Below are 20415 nucleotides of genomic sequence, written 5' to 3'. Positions count from 1 at the left end.
CCAGGCGCCCGGCGTGGCTGCGCACAGCGCCCTGGCCGCCTCGGAGAGCGTGAATTCCCATGCCGCCGGCCGATAGAGCCCGTATCCGGAGCCCGCGAAGTTCGATCCCCTGAGCCGGTCCCGGGTGACTCCCAACGATTGGGCCTCATCGAGTGTGAACGGCATGTGGGGGAGCCGGGGTTCGCTTGGCGTGTCCATCATTACATTATGTCCGCCGTGCCGTGGAGTCGTTAAAGTTATCCACAGGCTTGAGCAATCCGGCGCAACGGTGTCACGGGCGCCTGATGACGGTGCGGAAGCGTTCAACAAAATCGCCCCGGTTGCAACCGGGGGTTTGGAAAAATCGCCCCGGTTGCAACCGAGCGTCGGTTTTAGGGGGCGAGCCAGAGGGTGGTTTCCCCTGGGATGGCGCCGCGCGCCGGCTCGCCGGAGCTGAGCACCACCTTGGAAAGGTCGACGCCGGACGGGACCATGGCGGGCGCGCCGCCAAAGTTGCTCAGCACCTCCCAGCCGTTGGGGCGCCTGTAGTGGACCACCGCCGGTGCGGCAGCGTCCAGCCACTGCAGCGACTCCTCCGCCTGGAGCTTGCGCCGCCAGCCCAGCGCCGCCCGGTACATCTCCAGCGTGGAGCCCTCCACGCCGTCCTGCACGTCCGCCGCGTGGCCGGCAAACCAGTCCGGCTGCGGGAGCCAGGGGGAGCCCCCAAAGCCAAAGTCCGCGGCGTCGGACAGCCAGGGCAGCGGCACGCGGCAGCCGTCGCGACCCTTCACCGAGTGCTGCGTGCGGAACCAGGTGGGGTCCTGCAGCGAGGCCTCCGGCAGGTCCGCGACCTCGAAGAGCCCCAGCTCCTCGCCCTGGTACAGGTAAGCCGAGCCCGGCAGGCCCAGCATGAACAGCGTTGCCGCCCGGGCCCGGCGCAGCCCGCGCTCCCTGTCGGTGGGCGGAGTGGCGCCGCCGGCCAGCAGCCAGGCCGCCAGGTCTTCCAGAGTGCTGCCGTCAGGCAGGGAATAGCGGGAGGCGTGGCGGACGACGTCGTGGTTGGAGAACACCCAGGTCGAGGACGCCCCGGACGCCTCCGCCTCCACGAGGCACTTCTCGGCGATGGCCCGGAATCCGGCCGCGTCGAACGGCGCCTGCAGGAGGTCGAAGTTGAAGGCCTGGCCCAGCTCCGTGGGACGGGCGTACTTCAGCCGCCGGCTGGTGAACGGCACCCAGGCCTCGGCCACGGCGGCCTTGGGGGGATCGTACTCGTTGAGGACGTCGCGCCAGCCGGCGAAGATCTCGTGCACCTCGTCGCGGTCAAAAAGCGGGTCCGAGCCGTCGTCCACCAAAATGTCCAGCACCTTCTTGGAACGCAGCGGCAGGGTCATGTCCTTCGCCAGGCCGTGGGCGACGTCCACGCGGAAGCCGTCGACGCCGCGGTCCGCCCAGAAGCGCAGCGTCGTGTGGAAGTCCTCGCGGACCTCCGGGTGGTCCCAGTTGAAGTCGGGCTGCTCGGTGGCGAACAGGTGCAGGTACCACTGGCCCGGCCTGCCGGCATTCGGGCCCGACTGCTCCACCACCCGCGTCCAGGCTGCGCCGCCAAAGTGGGAGGGCCAGTCCGACGGCGGCAGCTCGCCGTGGCGCCCCAGCCCGTCAAGGAAGTGGTAGCGGGCGCGTTCGGGGGAGCCCGGCGCGGAGGCGAGGGCCGCCTTGAACCATTCGTGGCGGTTGGAACTGTGGTTGGGGACCACGTCCACGATGACCCGGATGCCGGCGTCGTGCGCGGCGGCCACCATGGCGTCAAAGTCGGCCAGGGTGCCCAGGCGCGGGTCGACGTTGCGGTAGTCGTCGACGTCGTACCCGCCGTCGGCCAGCGCCGAGGGGTAGAAGGGGCTCAGCCAGACTGCGTCGATGCCCAGCGCGGCGAGGTACCCCATGCGGGCCGTGACCCCGGGAAGGTCGCCCATGCCGTCGCCGTTGGCGTCCGAAAAGCTGCGCGGGTAGATCTGGTAGACGGCGGCCTGGCGCCACCAGCCGGCGTCCGGGTGGGTCGAGGGTGCTGGGGGGATGGTCATGGAAGGGGTTCCTCTCGTCTTGTTTGTGACGTTACCAACTTCACCCCCGCAATGCCCGCAGCGGGACCACATGTCGGTGGGCTAGCATGGCAGCAATGCAAGGAGGCGGTGCAGCTGGGACGGTTAGGGGCCTCTGTGGCGCACGGCGCCGCCGCTGCCGCCTGCGCCGCCTTGCTGGTGGCGGTGTCGGCGTGTGCGCCCGTGCCGCCGGCGCCGGCGGGCCAGGGCACGGCGGGCCAGGCGCAGCGGCGCCCCACCAGCAACCCAGCGCCACCGTCCGAGGGAGCAGGCACGGCCCCGTCCAGCAGCAGTCCCGTCCAGCCGGGCGGCCCGGAACCGTCAACGGCCCCAACACCTTCCAGCGCCCGGACGGAGCTGTCCATCACCGTGACACCTTCCCCGGGCGCGCAGGCGCTGAAGTACCGCCTGGTTGCGACGGGCCCGGTGCCCGGGCCCGGTTCGACGGTTCCGGACCCGGCGGCCGCGATGGCCGCGCTGGAACGCTACGGCAGCAGCATCTTCTTCCCCGTTCCGGGCCCGCCCCGGATGTGCAGCGACGTCTACAGCGGCCCGCAGGTTGCGGCGGTTTCCGGCGTATTCCAGGGACGCCCGGTGGCGGCGACGTTCAAGCGGACCGACAGCTGTGAGACAGCCCGCTGGCAGGCCCTCGCGCCCTTGTTTGGCGCCGTCGCCGGCGGCACCGGCGCAACATAGGCGTCAGCAGGTGACGGCCCGCAGCTGCACGCCCGAACCGCCGGTTAAAGGACCGTGTGCCAGAAACTGCCCGCACAACGGCCTTTTATGACCGATGGCGGTGCAGCTTCCGGCACACAGGGGGTGGTTGCCGCCTGACGCCTAGAGCTTCAAGTCCGGGTGGACGGCCCGGCCCGGCAGCACCAGCGGCTGGTCCTTTTTCTTCGGCTTGCCGGTTGACTTGACGCCGCCCGGTGCCACCGCGGTGCCGTCCGGCGAGACGATGACCGAAACGAACGTCTCGGTCCCGGCGCCACCGAACGAGACGCGCCCAATGTAGGAGCCGGTTTCCAGGCCGGTCCAGTTGAGGACGACCGAACCCGACTTTCCGTTGGCCAGCCTCAGGGGGTTGGGTGTGACCGTCGCGTTGCCCGCGTTGGCGCCGAGCACGGCCGCGTCAACGGTGGCCTTCACGGCCGTCCCGCCCGTGCTCGAGTACAGGTTCGCGAGAATCGTGTACGTGCCGGGCGCCGGGCTGGCCAGCGACAGGGTTTCGCTGGAGGAGCCGGTACGGACGTCGTAGTAGGACCCGGCGGGGTTGAAGACCACCATGTCGTAATCCGCCGTCGGGTCCGAGGAGATGACGGAGAACTTCGCCAGCTTGGCCCCGGCCGGGACCGTGACGGTCTTGAGGAAGTTCGACTTGTCCGTCGTCACCGCCAGCGGCCCCGGCACCAGGGAGATGGCCGAGGAATCAGCCTTGGACAGGCCGTCCAGCGCCACCGCGATGGGCGAATCGGAGCCGGACACCACCGGGATCTTCCCGGTGCCGCTCCCACCCTTGGATGTGAACGACGCCTCCTTGGCCACGATGACGGGCAGCGGCCGGACGGCGACGGGGGAAGCGACGGTCTTGCCGGCGCCCTCCCACACCAGGCTTCCCATGGCGAACGCGCCCAGCGGTGCCGTGGCGTTTTCAAAGGTGACCTTGAAGGTGCGCTGCTGGCCCGCCTTGGCAAAGTTCAGCACCGACGGGGTGACCTTGACGTCCACGCCGGGCACGTTGGCGGTGGCCCGGTACAGGCCCGGGGTCAGCGCCGTGACGGTGCGGGTGACGGTGACCTTGCCGGCCAGGCTGCCCACCGCAAACGAGGCCAGGTTCATGTCCCGGGCGGCGGTGCTCCCCAGCCCCGCAATGCCCAGGTCCAGGCCGGTTCCCTGGATGAACCGCAGGTAGTCGTTGGTGCCGGCGTCGTAGACCAGGCCCGGGTCAAGCACCTTGGCAACTGCCACCTGGCCGGCGCCCGTGGCGAAGACGTCGGTGTTCCTGGTGCCGTCGGCATTCACCACGTCGGTGGCGGTGGTCATCAGGGCCGACTTGACCGTGGCGGGGGACCACGTGGGGTGCTGGGAGAGGATGAGGGCGCCAAAGCCGGCGACGTGCGGGGACGCCATGGACGTCCCCGACATCATGCCGAACTGGTCGCCGCCGGAACCGATGGGCGAGACGCCGGCCAGTACGCCCACGCCCGGCGCGGCGACGTCGGGCTTGAGCAGGTCGGAGTCCGTGGCCGTGAGCGGCCCCCTGGAGGAGAAGCCGGCCATCTGCGGCTGCGGCTCAACGGGCAGGCCCGTGGTGTCCGTGTTGGCCAGTGCCACCAGGATGTCCGGGTTGGCCTTGACCTTGTCCTTGATCGCCTGACTGGCCGGCGGGTTCACGTGGACGGTGGGCACCGAGTGGAGGTCCAGGTCCTCGGAACCGGGGGTGATGTTGACAAGGATCATGCCGACGCCTCCGGCACGCTTCACTTCGGCACTCTTGGCGACCCGGTCAAAGACTCCGCGGTCACAGACCACCACCTTGCCGGTGGCCCTGGCGGCGTCCAGCGAGTTGGGCCCGCACAGTTGCGGTGTTGCGGCGCCGGCCGCCGCCGCGTCCGCGGCGAGGACCACGTGGCTGGCCGGGACCTCATGGTCCATCATGCTGGCGCCGCGGAACTTGGTGCCGTCGGAGAATTCAGCGGTTCCCTGCAGTTCGGAGCTGAACGTGGTGGCCGCCACCGTGGTCAGCCACGGGGCGCCGTGGTTGACCGTGCCGGCCGTGGGGCCCGAGTTTCCGGCGGACGCCGCAACAAAGACGCCGGCGGAGGCGGCGGACAGGAAGGACAGCGCCACCGGGTCCGTGGTGGTGGACGTGCTGCCGGAGATGGAGTAGTTGAGCACGTCGACGCCGTCCAGGATGGCCTGGTCGATCGCGGCCACGGACGCGGAGGTGTAGCAGCCGCCCGTGCTGGGGTCGTCGTCCTCCCAGCAGATCTTGTAGATGGACAGCTTCGCTGCCGGGGCAATTCCACTGGTGGTGCCCATGTCCCTGGCGCCGATGGTGGCGTGGATGTTGGGGTTGCCTGCCGCGGTGCTGGCGGTGTGGGTGCCGTGGCTGCCCACATCGACGGGGGAAAGCAGTTCCTGCGGTGCCCGGTGTTCAGGTGCCACGTACTTCAGGAAGTCGTCCGCGTAGTAGCGGGCGCTCAGGACCTTGGAGTTGCAGGCGGAGCCGTCAAAGGCGGCGCCGGTGCCCACACCCGGCTGGCAGTCGCCAACGAAAGTCTCGCCGTCGGCCTTCAGCATGGCGATCTTGCCGTCGGGGGTGCGGTAGGGGACGCCCACCTGCGGCTCACCCGTCAGGGGCTTGACCGCCTCCCCGGCGAAGAACGCGCTCGACGGCGTGTACCCCGAGTCGATCACGCCGACCACCACGCCCTTGCCGGCCTTTTCCTGGCCGCCAAAGGCCGTGTTCCAGGTGCCGTTCGCGCCGCTCAGGCCCAGGAAGTCGGTGGTCGAGTAGTCGGGGGCGTTTTCGGTGTCGGGGGCAACCATCAGCACGCCCGGGTCCTTGGCCAGGCTGAGGGCCTGGTCCGCGGAAAGGGTTGCCGAGAAGCCGTTGAGGGCGGTGGTGTATTGCCGGTTGATCCTGACGTTTTCCGACTTGGCCACGGCGGCCTGCTTGCCCCGCAGGTGTGCCCGGTACTTCGTCACCTCGGGCTTGTTGGCGTCAAGCTTGCGCCCCTTGGCCGGCTTGGTCGCGGGCAGCCCGGTCACGCCTCCGTCGTAGGTGGCGGCGGGCTTTTCGGCCAGGACCACAATGTAGCGCCCGGCCTGGTAGTTGAGCGGGTCAAGGCTTTTGGCCTGGACGGTGGATGCCGTGGACGGCGATGGTCCGGCGGTGGCCGGCAGCGCCCCCACGGAGGCCAGGAGCAGCGGGAGGCCGGCGGAAAGTGCCGCGGCCCTCCTGAATCCTGGCTTGGTGAACAGAGATCTCCCCAGATGCTTCACGAGTGATGCGAACCTTTCGACGGGAACCGTCCGGCGTCCTGGCCGGCGCGATTGACATGGCATCAGAAATGACAATGTTGTCAATTCATTGCGGTTACCTGTCACACCGTACAGGCTCGAAATAGTTTGTGATAGGGGACACGCTTATTTGTCAACAGCCGGGTGGGGTCGCATATTGATAGGTCAGCGAGAGGTCGTAACTGGCCATGGTCTGGGCGGCCGTGTTTTCCCATCCGAAGGATTCGGCGAAGACTGACGCGGCGCGCCCCATGTCGCTGCGGGTCTGCGGGAAGTCGTGGAGCGAGGCGATGGCCTCGGCCCAGAGCCTGGGGGAGCGCCCCTCCACCAGAAGTCCGGTGCGGCCGTCGCTGACGGCCCGCGGCAGCCCCCCGACATTCGTTGCGACGACGGCGGTGCCGCAAGCCTGGGCCTCGAGCGCCACCAGCCCGAACGACTCGCTGGAGGACGGCACCGCCACGAGGTCGGCGCTGCGGTACCAGTCCGCCAGGTCCGCCGCGCTGACCGGCGGCAGCACGGAGGCCATGCCGCCCAGCCCGGCCTCGTCAAGGAGCTGGGCAAGGTCATACTTGTCGTGGCCACTGCGGGCGCCGAGGAACGTCATCCGTAGCGGGATGTCGGGGCGTTCGGCGCGCAGCAGGCTGGCCGCCTTGACCAGCACATGCGGTCCCTTCAAGCGCTGCAGGCGCCCGGCGAACATCACATGGAAGTCGTTTTGGCCAATGCCGTGCAGCTGCCGCGAACGGTCCCGGAACGCCGGCTTGAAGACCTTCAGGTCCACCCCCGGGGAGACCACGTCGATGCGCTGTTCGCAGCCGTCGTAGTGGGCCTCCAGCTCGGCGGCCTCGGCGGTGGTGTTGGCAATGAGCCGCGTGGCGGCCCCCACGATCTGCTGTTCGCCTTCCTCGCGAATGCCCGGTTCCGCGGATTGGCCCGGAGGCAGGTGATTGTTCTTCACCCGTGCCATGGTGTGCATGGTGTGGACCAGCGGCAGGTCCATGTCCCTGGCCACCAGGATGCCGGACATGCCGGAGACCCAGTAGTGCGAATGGACCACGTTCACCGGGACCGGCTCCGGTGCGCCCGCGCGCGCAGCGTGCGGGTGCCGGCCGGCCGGCCCGGCCGGGGACGGCTGGGAGGTGAGGGAGGCAATGTGGGCCGAGACGGCGTCGGCCATCTGGGGGATCAGCGCCGGCAGGGACTCCTTGGACACCTTGCCGAACGGCCCGGCCGTCACGTGGTGGACATTGACGGCGGGGGCCAGGGCCACCGTGTCCGGCTGTTCGGCGCAGCTGCGGCGGGTGTAAATGTCAACGATGATCCCCGCCGCCGCCAGTTCCAGGGCCAGCTGGCGGACGTAGACGTTCATGCCGCCGGCGTCGCCCCCGCCCGGCTGGTCCAGGGGGGAGGTGTGGAGGGACAGCATGGCGACGCGGCGGACCTGGTGCACTGGCGCATCCTTCCTGCCGATCCATCAACATGTCAGTTATTATCTTCCCACCGCCCGCCCCGAATCGCCGTCCCGCGGCGGCGCCAGCCGCCGGCCGGCGCGGGGACGGTACCGGGAAGGCCTAAAATGAGGGTGTGAAAGCCACCGTTGAACCCCTTCCCGTCCACGGAAACGTCCCGGAGCGGGAAGCCGTCATCAACCTCTCCGCCATCGCCCACAACGTGGCACAGCTGCGCTCCATTGCGGCGCCGGCCAAGCTCATGGCCGTGGTGAAGGCCGACGCCTACGGGCACGGCATGCTGCCGGTGGCGCGCACCGCCCTGGCAGCCGGCGCCGACTGGCTGGGCACGGCCCACGTCAGCGAGGCCCTGCAGCTCCGCGCAGCGGGCATTGAGGCGCCGCTGCTCGCCTGGCTGCACACGCCGTCCACCGACTTCGCTGCCGCCGTCGCCGCCGGGATCGACCTGGGCTGCTCCGGCTGGGAGCTGGAGCACATTGCCGCCGCCGCCCGTGCCGAGGAACGGCCGGCCCGCGTCCACCTGAAAATTGACACGGGCCTGGGCCGCAACGGCTGCCCGATGGCCGGATGGGACGCCCTGGTCTCCGACGCCATTGCCTGCCAGGACGAGGGCCTGCTGCGCGTGGTGGGCGTCTTCAGCCACCTGGCGGTGGCCGACGAGCCGCACCGCCCCGAAACGGATGCCCAAATCCAGGTGTTCCGCGAGGCGGTGGCCCTCGCCGAGGACGCCGGCGCGGATCTGGAGGTCCGCCACCTGGCCAACACCCCGGCGACGCTGTCCAGGCCGGACACCCACTTTGACATGGTCCGCACCGGCTTGGGCATCTACGGCCTCTCCCCGTTCGAGGACCTCAACTCCGCCCAGCTTGGCCTCATCCCGGCCATGACGCTGCAAACCCAGGTGGCCCTGTGCAAGGACGTCCCGGCCGGCCAGGGGGTCTCCTATGGGCTGAACTTCGTCACCGACCGGCCCACCACCCTGGGGCTGATCCCGCTGGGCTACGCGGACGGCATCCCGCGCATCGCCAGCGGCGGCCCCGTCCGCGTCAACGGCGTGACCTACCCCGTGGTGGGGCGGATCGCCATGGACCAGATGGTCATCGACCTGGGCCCCCACGATGCAGGCGACGCCGGCGCGCCCGGCTCGGCGCTGGGCGCCGCGGCCGTCCTCTTTGGCGACGGGTCCGACGGCGGCCCTCTCGTTGAGCAGTGGGCGGACGCCGCCGGGACGGTCAACTACGAGGTGGTGACGCGCATCAGCCAGCGCGTCCCCCGGACGTATGTGGGCGGCGCCTGATGCCGTGGGAGTTCTCCACCGCCACCGCGGAGGCGACACAGCGGATCGCCGAAAATCTTGCGTCGCTGCTCGGGCCGGGGGACCTCGTCATTCTCAGCGGCGGGCTCGGTGCCGGCAAGACCACCTTCACGCAGGGGCTGGGCCGCAGCCTGGGCGTGCGCGACGGCATCATCTCGCCCACCTTTGTCCTGGTCCGCATCCACCCGAACCTGCCCGACGGTCCCCGCCCGGGCGGCCCGGACCTGGTCCACGTGGACGCGTACCGGCTGGGCTCCGAGGCTGAAATTGACGACATCGACCTGGAAAACACCATGGACACGGCCGTCACCGTGGTGGAGTGGGGCGCCGGCCGCGTGGAGCACCTCTCCGCCAGCTGGCTCGAAATTGAGCTTGACCGGGCAGCGGGCGCCGGCGGCGCGGAAGACGGGGACGACGGCGGCGCGGAAGACGGGGACGACGGCGACGAGCCACGCACGCTGCGCCTGACCGCCGTCGGCCCGCGGTGGGAGGGCGTCGACTTCAGTGGGCTCGCCGGCCCCGGCGCTCCCGCTTCTCGCCAAGACCCGGCGTCTCGCCAAGACCCCGTGGAATAGGCTGGACCCGTGCGAATCCTCACCATTGACACGTCCGCCGTGGCCAGCGCAGCCCTGCTTTCCTTCGATGCGGCCGACCCCGCCGCGCCAGCCCGCGTGGAGGCCGAGTTTGCCACGGCCGACACCCGCAGCCATGCCGAGGTGTTGGCGCCGGGCGTCCGGTCCCTGTTTTCGGACCCCGCCGCGCAGGGGCCCGAGCTGGACGCGATTGTGGTGGGCGTGGGCCCCGGACCGTTCACTGGGCTGCGCTCCGGCATCGCCATGGCACGCACGCTCGCCTTCGCCTGGAAGGTGCCGCTGCACGGGCTCATGAGCCTGGAAGCGCTCGCATGGGACGTGCTCTCCCTCCGGGAGGCCGGGCAAGCCCTCCCGGAGGGCGGCGATTTTGTGGTGGCAACCGATGCGCGGCGCAGGGAAGTCTACTGGGCGCGCTACTCGGAGACCGGCGGACTCCTCAAGGGCCCCGTGGTGGGCCCCGCGGATACCATCCGGGACGTGCCCGTCCACGGTGCCGGTGCCGGCCTGTATGCCGCGGGCCTTCGGGCAAACGGCTGCACGGTGGATGACGCCGCGGCCGGGCTGCAGCCCACCGCCGTGTCGCTGGGGCACATGGCCGCCCGCAAGATCCAGCAGGGCCTGGAGCTGCCCGGGACCGCGCCGCTCTACCTGCGCGAATCGGACGCCAAGGTGCCGGGGCCCCGGAAACGGGCCCTGCTGTGAACCGCCCGGATGCGATCGCCGCCCAGGCACCCAAGCGCCCGGCGGCGCTGAGGGACATGGTGGAGTCCGACGTCGGCCCCGTCACCGACATGGATGCCCGGCTTTTCGGCGTGGACTGCTGGCCGCGCCAGCTGTTCATGGACGAGCTGGCCGCTCCCAAGACGCGGAGGTACATTGTCGCCGAGGCGCCGGCCGCGCCCGGCGGCGGGGACGGCGGGACAACAATCGTGGGCTATGCGGGGCTCATGTGTGTGCCGCCCGTCGCCGACATCCAAACCATCGGCGTGCTGCCCGAATTCGAGGGCCGCGGCATTGCCCGGGCCATGATGGTGGAGCTCATTGGGGAAGCGCGGCGGCGCGGGGCCCTGGACATGCTGCTCGAGGTCAGCTCCACCAACCCCCGGGCGCAGGACCTCTACCGGCGCTTCGGCTTTGAGCACATCCACACACGCCGCCGCTACTACCGGGACGGCTCGGACGGGCTCGTCATGCGCCTGACGCTGGCCGGCGCCGCAGACCCGGAACCGGACACGAAGGACCCCTCATGAACCAGGCCAACCCACTGATCCTGGGGATCGAGTCCTCCTGCGACGAAACCGGGGTGGGGCTGGTCCGCGGCATCGAGCTGCTCACCAACACGGTGTCCTCGTCCATGGAGGAGCATGTGCGCTTTGGCGGCGTCATTCCTGAGATCGCCTCCCGGGCCCACCTGGACGCGTTTGTGCCCACGCTGGAGCAGGCGCTCGCCGAGGCGGGCGTTGCCCTGGACGACGTCGACGCGATCGCGGTGACCAGCGGGCCCGGCCTGGCCGGCGCCCTCATGGTGGGCGTGAGCGCCGCCAAGGCGCTGGCCCTGGCCACGGGCAAGCCGCTGTACGCCATCAACCACCTGGTGGCGCACGTGGGCGTGGGGCTGCTTGATGCATCAATTGCCGCGGCCGCCACGGCCGGGGAACTGCCGGAAAACCTGGGCGCGCTGCTGGTCTCCGGCGGCCACACCGAGATCCTGCGCGTGCGCAACATCGCGGCGGACGTGGAACTGCTGGGCGCCACGATCGACGACGCCGCCGGCGAGGCCTTTGACAAGGTGGCCAGGTTGCTCGGCCTGGCCTACCCGGGCGGGCCCGCCATCGACAGGCTTGCCCGGGAGGGCGACGCCAAGGCGATCCGCTTCCCGCGCGGGCTGACCGTGCCCAAGTACATGGGCACGGCCGAGGCCCCCGGACCGCACCGCTACGACTTTTCCTTCTCCGGCCTGAAGACCGCCGTGGCCCGCTGCGTCGAGGGGTACGAGGCCCGCGGCGAGGCCGTCCCGGTGGCCGACGTCGCGGCGTCGTTCCAGGAGGCGGTGCTGGACGTCATCACGGCCAAGGCCGTGCTGGCATGCCGGGAAAACCACATCACCACGCTCCTGCTGGGCGGGGGCGTCGCGGCCAATTCGCGGCTTCGGCAGCTGGCGCAGCAGCGGTGCGGGGCCGCCGGCATCACGCTGCTGGTGCCCAGGATGTCGCTGTGCACCGACAACGGCGCCATGGTGGCCGCCCTCGGGGCACAGCTGGTCATGAACGGCGTGGCCCCCAGCGACCTCGCCTTCGCACCGGACTCCTCGATGCCGGTGGGCAGCATCAGCCTGTAGCGCCGAACGGTCCACCCTGACGCACGAACGGGCACTTGACGGTGGTGTTGCGCCGGGGCAGCATGGCCGCGCCGACCTCGCGCGTCCAGGCGCCCCACTTGGCCATTTCCGCAGCCGACTGCTCCTCGGTCAACTGGTCCATGGGGGTGGCCGGACCGTTGTGGATGTAGCTGAACATGCCCGTGGTGCCTGCCTTCATTCCTCGTGGTGCTTTTTGTGTGGCGTCGACCATGGCGGATTCCCGGCCAACAGGGTGATCAGGCGTTGGACACCTGGCGGCCCGTGAAGGCAATCAGGCGCTCGAGGCTCTCCGCGGACTCCTCCACGAGGATCTCCCCGGCGACGCTCTTGCCGCGCATGGCGGGCTGGATCGTAGCCCGGGCCAGGCCCGGGACGTAGCCGGCGAGGACGGGGGAGGCTTTCAGGGTGCGGCCGGTGGCCGTGGCGAAGTCCCAGGGGTGGACCAGGAACTCCAGGTTCAGGATGTTGGCCACCGTGGTTGCCGGGAACTCCGCGAAGCCCATGTCCACGTCGGCCCAGTCGGCGGCGTCAACGGGGAAGAGGAGGGACTTGTCAATGGTCCTGGAATTTCTCCCTGGGAGGCGCGGGGTTGTGACGCGGCGCAACAAGCCTGGCGGCGTCTGCCGCCAGGTGGTCCCGCTCGTCGGTCCAAAAGGACTCCGGTGACTCACGCAGCCCCGACATCCCCCGCCTGGTGGCCCGGCTGCGGTTTCAGGAACGCCGGCGGAGCCTGGCGGCCCGGTAGCCGAACCCGATGGCGAACATGGCCAGCCCCGCGAGCACGGCCCCGGGCGGCAGCGTCGCCACCAGCACCACGCAGGCGGCGGCCCCCAGAACCTGCAGGAACCGGGGGTAGCGGCGGTCCGCGCCCCGCTGGGTCAGCGCCGAGAGGTTGGCCACCAGGTAGTAGAGCAGCACGCCGAAGGAGGAAAACCCGATGGCCCCGCGCAGGTCCGCGAAGGCAATGATCACGCACACGGCGGCGCCCACGGCCAGTTCCGCGCGGTGCGGCACCCGGTACGTGGGGTGCACGGCGGCGAGCCATCGGGGCAGGTCGCCCTCGCGGGCCATGGCCAGCGACGTCCGCCCCAGCCCCGCGATGAGGGCCAGCAGCGCGCCCAGCGACGCCAGGGCCGCGCCGACCCTGACCACCGGAACGGCCCAAGACCACCCGCCGGCGGCCACCGCCCCGGCGAGGGGCGCGGGGGTGGAGGCGACGGCGTCGGGCCCCAGGGCGGCCAGGACGGTGACGGCGACCGCGGCATAGACCACCGCGGCGATCGCCAGGGCCGCGAGAATGGCCCGCGGAATGGTCCGGCGCGGGTCCTTGACCTCCTCCCCCAGCGTGGCGATCCTGGCGTAGCCGGCGAAGGCGAAGAACAGCAGGCCGGCCGACTGCAGGATGCCGTACCAGCCGTGCGAAAGGACGCCCCCGCCCCACGGTCCCGCCGTTCCGCCGGCCGGTCCACCCGCCCACACCGCCGCCACGGACACAGCCAGCGCCGCGAGGACTGCCCCCACAATGATCCGGGCCAGCGCGGCCGTGCGCGTCACGCCGCGGTAGTTGACGGCGACCAGAAGCACGACGGCGGCAATCGCCACCGGGCGCTCCCACCCCGGCGGCGCGGCGTAGGCGGCGAACGTCATGGCCATGGCGGCGCTGCTGGCGGTCTTGCCCACCACGAACCCCCAGCCCGCCAGGAATCCCGGCCATTCGCCGAGCTGTTTCCGCCCGTACACGTAGGTGCCCCCGGATTCGGGGTAGGCCGCGGCCAGCTGGGCCGAGGACGTTGCATTGCAATAGGCCACCACGGCGGCAACCCCCAGCCCGATGAGCAGGCCGGAGCCCGCCGCCTGGGCCGCGGGCGAAAACGCGGCAAACACGCCGGCGCCGATCATGGATCCGAGCCCGATCACGACGGCGTCGCCCGTGCCCAGGCGGCGGGCCAGCGGCGGGAGGCTGTTCATTGCGTGCGGCCTTTCACAGGTGGGCGGACGTGCTCCAAGTGAGACTAGCCGTTCCGGGTGAACAATGCCTGAACGGGCGGGCGCCGGCGGCAGCATGGCTGCGCCTCGCCGGGCCGCGGCCGCCTGCGGTGCCGCTACCCGGCAGCGGGGAAGGCCAGCTCCATGGTCGTGCCGTCGGGCCCGGTGCTGCTGATCTCCACGCGGCCCCCGGCAGCCACGGCGATCTCGCGGACCAGGGCCAGGCCCAGGCCGTAGCTGCGCCGGCTGCCAGGGGAGGGTTCGGTGGTGCGCGCGAACCTGTCGAAGACGCGGTCCTGGTCGATCCCGGAGATGCCGGCGCCGGTGTCCGCCACGGTGACCGACGCCTCCCGGCCGCGCTCCGCCGCCGTGACGGTGATCAGCCCGCCTTCGGGGGTGTGGGCCAGGGCATTGTCCACCAGCCCCAAAACCGCGCGGCGCAGGCTGTTCGGCTGGATGCGCGCCCGGGGCGCGCCCGCGTGCACGAACTCGAGCCGGACGCCGCGGCTGGCGGCCATGTCCTGGAGCTCGTCCGTGACGGCGCGAACAACGGCGGCCACGTCCACGGCCTCCGCTGCGGGGTAGTCGGGATCACCGGTGGCCGCCAGCAGCAGTTCCTGCACCGTGGCGGTCAGGCCTGCCGTGTCGCGTCGGACCTGGGCCAGCAGACCCGACACCTCGGCGCCGCCGGCCACCTTTTGCTGGGCCAGCTGGACCCGGGCGTCCAGGATGGCCAGCGGCGTGCGCAGCTCATGGCTGGCGTCCTGGACGAACCGGCGCTGCAGGTCCAGGGCCCGGCCCAGCGGCCGGATGGCGCTGCGGGCGCTGAGCCAGCCGATGGCCCCGGCGGCCACGATCCCCGCCAGGCCGGCGACGGCCATGGCCTTGAGCATGTCGTTCGATTCGACATACACCCGGGCCGAGCGGGGATCCTGCGCCGAAAGGTCCGGATGGTGGGAGAGGTAGAGCATGTAGATGGCCGCGGCGACGATCACGGCGATCACCATGACGGCGGAGGCCACGGCGATGCGCAGGCCCACCGTGAGGGCGGCGCGCCGCAGCTGCAGGTCATCGTGGCTGGTGGCCGCGGGGCCGGCCCCACGCGATGTCACGAGCCGTCCCCAATCTGGTAGCCGGCGCCATGCACCGTGCGGATCACGGACTTGGAGACCTTCTTGCGCAGGTAGTGCACGTAGGTGTCGATGACGCCGGGCGAGTCCTGCGGGTGGAACAGCGCGGCCACGAGTTCGGGGCGGGTGAAGATGCGCCCCGGTTCGCCGGCGAGCATCGCAAGCAGTTCGGTTTCCTTGGCCGTGAGCTCAACGTGGTCCCCGTACAGGGAACGCAGGAGCCGGCCCGCCGGCTCCAGCGTCCAGTCGCCAATGGCCAGCTGGGCGGGGGCGGCCTCAAAGCGCCGGGTGATGGCCCGCAGCCTGGCGCGCAGCTCGCCGGCGTCGAACGGCTTGGTCATGTAGTCGTTGGCCCCGGCGTCGAGCCCTTCAATTTTCTCCCCCGTGCTGCCCAGGGCGGTCAGGATGAGGGCCGGGGTGGCATTCCCCGCCCGGCGCAGGGCGCGGATCATTTCGACGCCGTCCATCACGGGCAGCCCGCGGTCCACCACCATGACGGCCCATTCCCGGCTCAGGCCCAGGTGCAGCCCCGACTGCCCGTCCACGGCGAGCTCCACGTCGTAGTCGCCGGCCAGCAGCTGCGCGGTCAACGGTCCCAGGACGGGATCGTCCTCCACGAGCAGGAGGCGGGGGCGCTCATTGGTGTGCATGCCTTCCATTGTCGCCCGCAGGGACCCGGGATGCCTCGTGCGCCTCGGGGACCGCATGGCGCGCCGCCCGGCGCGAGCGCAGCACGCTGATGATGCCGGGAATGATGGACACGAGCACCATGAGGACGGCGATGACGTCGATGTTCTTGGCGATCACCTCAAAGTGCCCCAGCCAGGTGCCCAGAAGGACGACGGTCGTTGCCCAGCCGACTGCCCCGCTCACGTTCCACAGGGTGAACTTTTTGTGGTTGTAGTTGGCGATGCCCGCCACGAGCGGTGCGTAGGTGCGCACCACGGGGACAAACCGGGCCAGCACGATGGCCCAGCCGCCGCGCTTGGCGAAGAAGACCTCAGTCTCCACGAGGTACCTGGTCTTCAGGACGCGGGCGTCGTCCTTGAACCAGCGGCGGCCAAATTTCCGCCCGATCAGGTAGCCGACCTGGTCGCCGGCAATGGCGGCCACGGCCACCACGCCGATCAGCACGGGCAGCGCCAGGTTCAGCTGCTGGTGCAGCAGCCCGGCCGTGAAGAGCAGGGAATCGCCGGGCAGGAACGGGAACAGCACGCCGGATTCAATGAAGACGAGCAGGGCGACCACGGCGAGGGTGGCCGGTCCAAGCCCCTGCAGGAGGGCGGCCGGGTCCAGGACCGAGGTCAGCCCGGCGGGGGCAATGGCGGCGGGGAGCGCGTCGGCTAACAGGTTCATGGTGCGGCCTCAATCAGGAATGGGCTGCGGGGGCAGCGTCGGGGCGGACCGGGCCAAAGCGGTCCAGGAGGGGCATGCGCGGCAGCAGGCGCCCCTGGAACCGGTTCCACACGCCGACGAACAGGAGCACGGCGGCGCTGGAGGCCAGGAAGGACGCAATGACGTCGCTGGGGTAGTGGACGCCGATGTACAGGCGCGACCACGCCAGGACCACGGGCACCAGGACGCCCAGGATGACGGCGAGCCGCGACCAGCGGGTGTTCCGGGCCAGGAACCAGAAGGCCCAGGCCAGCCCCACGGCCAGGGCAACGTGGCCGCTGGGGAAGCTGTTGGAGCCGGTTTCCGGGGCCAGCGGGTCAAAGAGCAGGGCCGGGTTGGGGCGCTGGCGCTCGACGATGGCCTTGAAGAACTGGCTGGAGAGATAACCGGCGGCGGCCGTGCCGCCAAACGCGATGGCGTTCACGGGGGATTTCCGCACGATCAGCAGGAACAGGGCGCACAGGGCGATGATGGCCACGCCGCCGGCCGGCGAAAACACGTAGTTCAACGTCATGGCCACGGCGGTAAGGAAGCCGTCGTGGGTGCGGCTCAGCTCCTGGTCAACCGTGAATTCGCCGGCACTGAAGCCATGTATGCCGGTGGCCACAAAGCCCAGGGTCAGCACGGCCGCGGACAGCAGCGCCACCCACAGCCCCCAGAGCGGAAGCTGGGGGAGCACGGCCAGGCGGGTCTGCCGCGGCTGTGCGTGGCGGGCCGTGGCGTCGTCCGGGCGGCCGCCCCGGTACTGGTGTTCTGGAAGGAAGCGGGACACGTAAATCTCCAATGCGTGCGCGGACAGGGAGGCGGCCCGGGGGCCTTTCCTCCACTGTCCCGCACGGCGTCTAAGAATTCGTTAAGATTTGCCCGCCAGGGCGCTCGCGCAGGCGTCAGGCGGCCGTGATTCTCAGCACCAGCGTCCTGGCCTCCGGGCGGAGCGCGAAGTCCGGCCAGACGTCCGGGCCGCAGGCGCGTGAGCCCAGCCCGTGCTGCGCGGCGTCCAGGTACAGGTGGCTGTGGCTCGGAACCGGGAGCTCGTGCGGGTGCCCGGCGCGGGCCACCTCCTGGGCCGTGTGCCGCGCCAGGGTGAAGCCGGGCCGCCGGCCGGCAGCGTCCGGTTCGGCGTCGATGCGCAGCCACGGCGCGCCGCCCCGGGCCAGCTCCAGCGAGCGGATGCCGCTGCGGTGACCGCTCTCCTGCGGCCGGGCGTAGGGCACGGCCAGCCCCTCCAGCGTTTCCGTGTACCGCCCCACGAGTGCCGCACGCATGCTGTCCGGGTACGATTCCCGCGGGCCGGCGCCAAACCAGGAGGCGCCGTCCACGTCCGTGGACAGGTCCAGGCGGACCCCGATGCGCGGCCACACGGTGTCCCAGCCCGCGCTCGGCGTGATGTCGATGCGCAGCCACAGTTCGCCCCCGGCCAGCTGCCAGCTTTCCTCCACGGCGACCGTGTTGCGGCTGTTGGCGGCGGCGTAGCGCGTGAGGACCCGGAGGCCGCCGTCCAGCGCGGCGGCGTCCTCGACCCGCCCGGTCAGCCGGTCCAGGCCGGCCGCCAGCCAGGTGCTGGCGGACGACGGCGCCGGTACGCCCCTTCCGCTGTTCAGCCAGGGATCGGCCAGGTCGTAGGAGCCGAAGCCGGCACCCTTGTCGTTGTCCGTGGGTGCGCGCCACAGCTCCAGCCGGGGACCGTCCACGGGCCGGCCGGCCAGCGAGACGAGCCGGCCGGCGTCGAACACGGCCGGTCCCAGCGTGAGGGGTCCGGCGGCGGGCCCGGCCACGGCGGCGGGGCGGGGGCACCGGACCTTGGCCCGTGGCGCCGAGCAGTCCAGCTGGACCGCGGACAGCACATGGCCCGCCGGTGCCCACGCGGTCGCCTCGCGCAGCACGGCCTCCACTGTCAGCCAGGTTTCGCCGTCCGGGGCGGGCTCCACCGGCGGGAGCGCATGCGCCGTGGAGGCGCCGGCAGGCAGCGGGCCGCCGCCGGGGGCCGCGGCGTCCAGTTCGCCCGATCCTGTGGTGTCGCCGTCGTGCTCCACCCGCCAGCGCAGCACGACGTCGGATGCGTCCGCCGTGTGCCGCAGGTTGGCGACGCCCAGGAGGGGTGCGCCGCCGTCGTCGTGCGTGAGGGTGAGGCGGATGGGGGAGACGACCTGCTTGTATTCGTACAGGCCCGGCGTGGGCGTAGAGTCGGAGAGGACCATGCCGTCCATGACGAAGTTGGAGTCGTGGACCACCTCGCCAAAGTCGCCGCCGTAGGCAAAGAACTCCGTGCCGTCCGTGGTGTGCGTGCGGATGCCGTGGTCACGCCACTCCCAGACGAAGCCGCCGTGCAGGCGCGGGTGCCGTTCGAGAAGGTCCTCGTACTGGTCGATGGCGCCGGGGCCGTTGCCCATGGCGTGGACGTATTCGCACAGGATGAACGGCTTGCCGCGCTGCCGGGCGGATTCCGCGGCGGAGCAGCCCAGCAGCAGGGAGCGGGAGCCGTCGCGGCCGATGGCGTCCGTTTCCGGGATGGAGGAGTACATGCGGGAGTAGACGTCCGTGTAGGCGCCGGTGTAGTCGCCCTCGTAGTGGACTGGCCGGCCGTTGTCCCGGGCATGGACCCAGGCCGCCATGGCGGCCAGGTTGGCGCCCGTGCCTGATTCGTTGCCGAGCGACCACATGACGATGGACGGGTGGTTCTTGTCCCGCTCCACGGTCCGCTCGATCCGGTCCAGGTAGGCGCCGCGCCAGGCGGGGTCGTCGCTGGGGTTGTCCACCCAGCCCTGCGTGTCGAAGCCGTGCGTCTCCAGGTCGCACTCGAGGATGACCCAGAAGCCCATTTCGTCGGCCAGGTCCAGCAGGCGCGGGTGCGGCGGGTAGTGGCTGGTGCGGATGGCGTTGACGTTGAACCGCTTCATGAGGGCCAGATCCTCCCGTGCGTCGGCTTCGTCGAAGACGCGGCCGCGGTCCGGGTGGGTCTCGTGCCGGTTGACGCCGTGGAACACCACGCGGCGGCCATTGACCAGGAAGCGGTCGCCGGCGATCTCCACGGTGCGGAAGCCCAGGCGCAGGGAAATGGTTTCCGCCTTGCCCGCAACGGTGGCGTCGTAGAGCCGCGGAACCTCGGCGGACCACGGCTCCACATTCCTGATGGCCAGGGGGGCCACCTCGGCCGCGGAGGCCCAGGTGACGCTGACACCCAGTTCCGGCACGGACAGCGTGAGGGGGTAGGCGTCCGGGGAGGCCGTGAATTCCGGGTCGATGGTGCCGGTGCCGGCTTCATTGCGGGTGCCGGAAGCGGCCGGGCCCGTCGTCCAGCCGGTGCGCAGCCACACGTCGGTGATGCCGCCGGCCGGCCGGGCCTGCAGCGTGACGTCGCGGAAGATGCCCGGCAGCCACCACTGGTCCTGGTCCTCCAGGTAGCTGGCCGCGGACCACTGGTGCACCCGCACCACCAGCAGGTTGGGGCCGGCGCGCAGGGCGCCCGTGACGTCAAACTCCTGTGCGAGGCGGCTGCCGGAGCCCACGCCGATCTCGGTCCCGTTCACCCACACCTTATAGCGCGACTCGACGCCGTCGAAGCGCAGGGTGAGCGCCGCCGTCGTGCTTTCCAGCCAGGCGGCCGGGACGTCGAACCGGCGGCGGTAGTCGCCCGTGGGGTTGGCGTCCGGCACGTGGGGCGGGTCGATCGGGAACGGGTACTGGACGTTGGTGTAGATGGGCCGGCCGTAGGCGCCCTCCCCCTCGAGCACCCAGTGTGACGGGACGGGCAGGGTGTCCCAGCCGGAGTCGTCCAGGGACTCGGCGGCAACGCCTTCGGCGTCCTCGCCCGCGGGCAGGACGGGGCCTCCCGGGGTGCCGGGGACGCCGGGCAGCAGGCGGAAGCGCCAGTCGCCGTTCAGCGACAGGGACGGGGCATCGCTGTGGAGCCAGGACCGGGCGGCGGCGCGGCGGCCGGAACCCGGCCCGCGGTCGGTGACGTAGGACGGTGCGTTGGTCATTACTTGACTGATCCTTCTGTGAGGCCGCCGCGCCGGAAGCGCTGCGGCACGACCATGGCAATGGCGGGCGGGACGCTGGACAGCGGC

Annotated in this window: 17 protein-coding genes; 6 read left to right on the top strand and 11 right to left on the bottom strand. The window is 71.0% G+C overall.

The features are described from left to right. Positions 1 to 371 precede the first annotated feature (371 nt). Entirely contained in the window at positions 372 to 2057 is a 1686-nt protein-coding gene (locus G6034_RS16450) for a glycoside hydrolase family 13 protein (protein ID WP_176636194.1), read from the bottom strand. 135 nt (positions 2058 to 2192) lie between these two features. Here G6034_RS16450 and G6034_RS20345 point away from each other — a divergent pair, with 135 nt between their 5' ends. Further along, on the top strand, positions 2193 to 2771 hold the full coding sequence (locus G6034_RS20345) for a hypothetical protein (RefSeq protein WP_343038120.1): 579 nt from the start codon (positions 2193 to 2195) through the stop codon (positions 2769 to 2771). Between the two features lie 141 nt (positions 2772 to 2912). On the opposite strand, the gene G6034_RS16440 is transcribed toward G6034_RS20345, so the two are convergent. Together G6034_RS16440 and G6034_RS16435 are read right to left on the bottom strand one after the other, a co-directional pair. Then, on the bottom strand, positions 2913 to 6083 hold the full coding sequence (locus G6034_RS16440) for a S8 family serine peptidase (protein ID WP_343038119.1): 3171 nt from the start codon (positions 6081 to 6083) through the stop codon (positions 2913 to 2915). Between the two features lie 151 nt (positions 6084 to 6234). Next, on the bottom strand, positions 6235 to 7551 hold the full coding sequence (locus G6034_RS16435) for a glycosyltransferase (protein ID WP_176636192.1): 1317 nt from the start codon (positions 7549 to 7551) through the stop codon (positions 6235 to 6237). A 134-nt stretch (positions 7552 to 7685) separates the two neighbouring features. Between G6034_RS16435 and alr the strand changes: the two genes are divergently transcribed. The 5 genes from alr to tsaD are packed head-to-tail and all read left to right on the top strand — an operon-like array spanning position 7686 to position 11816. After that, positions 7686 to 8867: an alanine racemase gene (gene alr, locus G6034_RS16430; RefSeq protein ID WP_176636191.1), complete on the top strand. Its 1182-nt coding sequence runs from the start codon at positions 7686 to 7688 to the stop codon at positions 8865 to 8867. After that, entirely contained in the window at positions 8867 to 9460 is a 594-nt protein-coding gene (gene tsaE, locus G6034_RS16425) for a tRNA (adenosine(37)-N6)-threonylcarbamoyltransferase complex ATPase subunit type 1 TsaE (protein WP_176636190.1), read from the top strand. Before alr ends, tsaE begins: the two co-directional genes overlap by 1 nt. A 9-nt stretch (positions 9461 to 9469) precedes the next feature. Further along, positions 9470 to 10180 carry a tRNA (adenosine(37)-N6)-threonylcarbamoyltransferase complex dimerization subunit type 1 TsaB gene (gene tsaB, locus G6034_RS16420; protein ID WP_176636189.1) on the top strand — a complete coding sequence of 237 codons (711 nt, stop codon included), beginning with the start codon at positions 9470 to 9472 and terminating at the stop codon, positions 10178 to 10180. A 56-nt stretch (positions 10181 to 10236) separates the two neighbouring features. Continuing rightward, complete coding sequence (locus tag G6034_RS16415) at positions 10237 to 10728, top strand: GNAT family N-acetyltransferase (RefSeq protein ID WP_176636207.1); 492 nt, start codon at positions 10237 to 10239, stop codon at positions 10726 to 10728. Beyond that, on the top strand, positions 10725 to 11816 hold the full coding sequence (gene tsaD, locus G6034_RS16410; RefSeq protein ID WP_176636188.1) for a tRNA (adenosine(37)-N6)-threonylcarbamoyltransferase complex transferase subunit TsaD: 1092 nt from the start codon (positions 10725 to 10727) through the stop codon (positions 11814 to 11816). The genes G6034_RS16415 and tsaD overlap by 4 nt, the downstream gene beginning before the upstream one ends. Here the strand turns inward: tsaD and G6034_RS16405 are convergent. The 8 genes from G6034_RS16405 to G6034_RS16370 all read right to left on the bottom strand — a co-directional run bounded on the left by G6034_RS16405 (position 11806) and on the right by G6034_RS16370 (position 20328). Further along, complete coding sequence (locus G6034_RS16405; protein ID WP_176636187.1) at positions 11806 to 12015, bottom strand: hypothetical protein; 210 nt, start codon at positions 12013 to 12015, stop codon at positions 11806 to 11808. The genes tsaD and G6034_RS16405 overlap by 11 nt on opposite strands. 58 nt (positions 12016 to 12073) lie before the next feature. After that, the gene (locus tag G6034_RS16400; protein WP_176636186.1) at positions 12074 to 12442 is read right to left on the bottom strand and encodes a DinB family protein; all 369 of its coding nucleotides are present in this window, start codon (positions 12440 to 12442) and stop codon (positions 12074 to 12076) included. A 106-nt stretch (positions 12443 to 12548) separates the two neighbouring features. After that, entirely contained in the window at positions 12549 to 13805 is a 1257-nt protein-coding gene (locus tag G6034_RS16395; protein WP_176636185.1) for an APC family permease, read from the bottom strand. Positions 13806 to 13939: 134 nt separating this feature from the next. Continuing rightward, on the bottom strand, positions 13940 to 14935 hold the full coding sequence (locus G6034_RS16390; RefSeq protein ID WP_343038118.1) for a sensor histidine kinase: 996 nt from the start codon (positions 14933 to 14935) through the stop codon (positions 13940 to 13942). Further along, positions 14932 to 15603: a response regulator transcription factor gene (locus G6034_RS16385; protein ID WP_176636184.1), complete on the bottom strand. Its 672-nt coding sequence runs from the start codon at positions 15601 to 15603 to the stop codon at positions 14932 to 14934. The genes G6034_RS16390 and G6034_RS16385 overlap by 4 nt, the downstream gene beginning before the upstream one ends. Further along, positions 15590 to 16309, bottom strand: a complete 720-nt coding sequence (locus tag G6034_RS16380; RefSeq protein ID WP_176636183.1) for a DedA family protein — start codon at positions 16307 to 16309, stop codon at positions 15590 to 15592. Before G6034_RS16380 ends, G6034_RS16385 begins: the two co-directional genes overlap by 14 nt. 13 nt (positions 16310 to 16322) lie before the next feature. Next, positions 16323 to 17120 carry a phosphatase PAP2 family protein gene (locus G6034_RS16375; RefSeq protein WP_343038117.1) on the bottom strand — a complete coding sequence of 266 codons (798 nt, stop codon included), beginning with the start codon at positions 17118 to 17120 and terminating at the stop codon, positions 16323 to 16325. Positions 17121 to 17235: 115 nt separating this feature from the next. Beyond that, a complete protein-coding gene (locus G6034_RS16370; protein ID WP_176636182.1) occupies positions 17236 to 20328 on the bottom strand; it encodes a glycoside hydrolase family 2 TIM barrel-domain containing protein in 3093 nt (1030 codons plus the stop codon). Positions 20329 to 20415: the final 87 nt, after the last annotated feature.

The organism is Arthrobacter wenxiniae, from assembly GCF_013376105.1.
In the GTDB taxonomy this organism is placed as follows: Bacteria; Actinomycetota; Actinomycetes; order Actinomycetales; family Micrococcaceae; genus Specibacter; species Specibacter wenxiniae.
The sequence above is the reverse complement of the archived record's forward strand: the minus strand, read 5'-3'. Positions and strand labels throughout refer to the sequence as shown.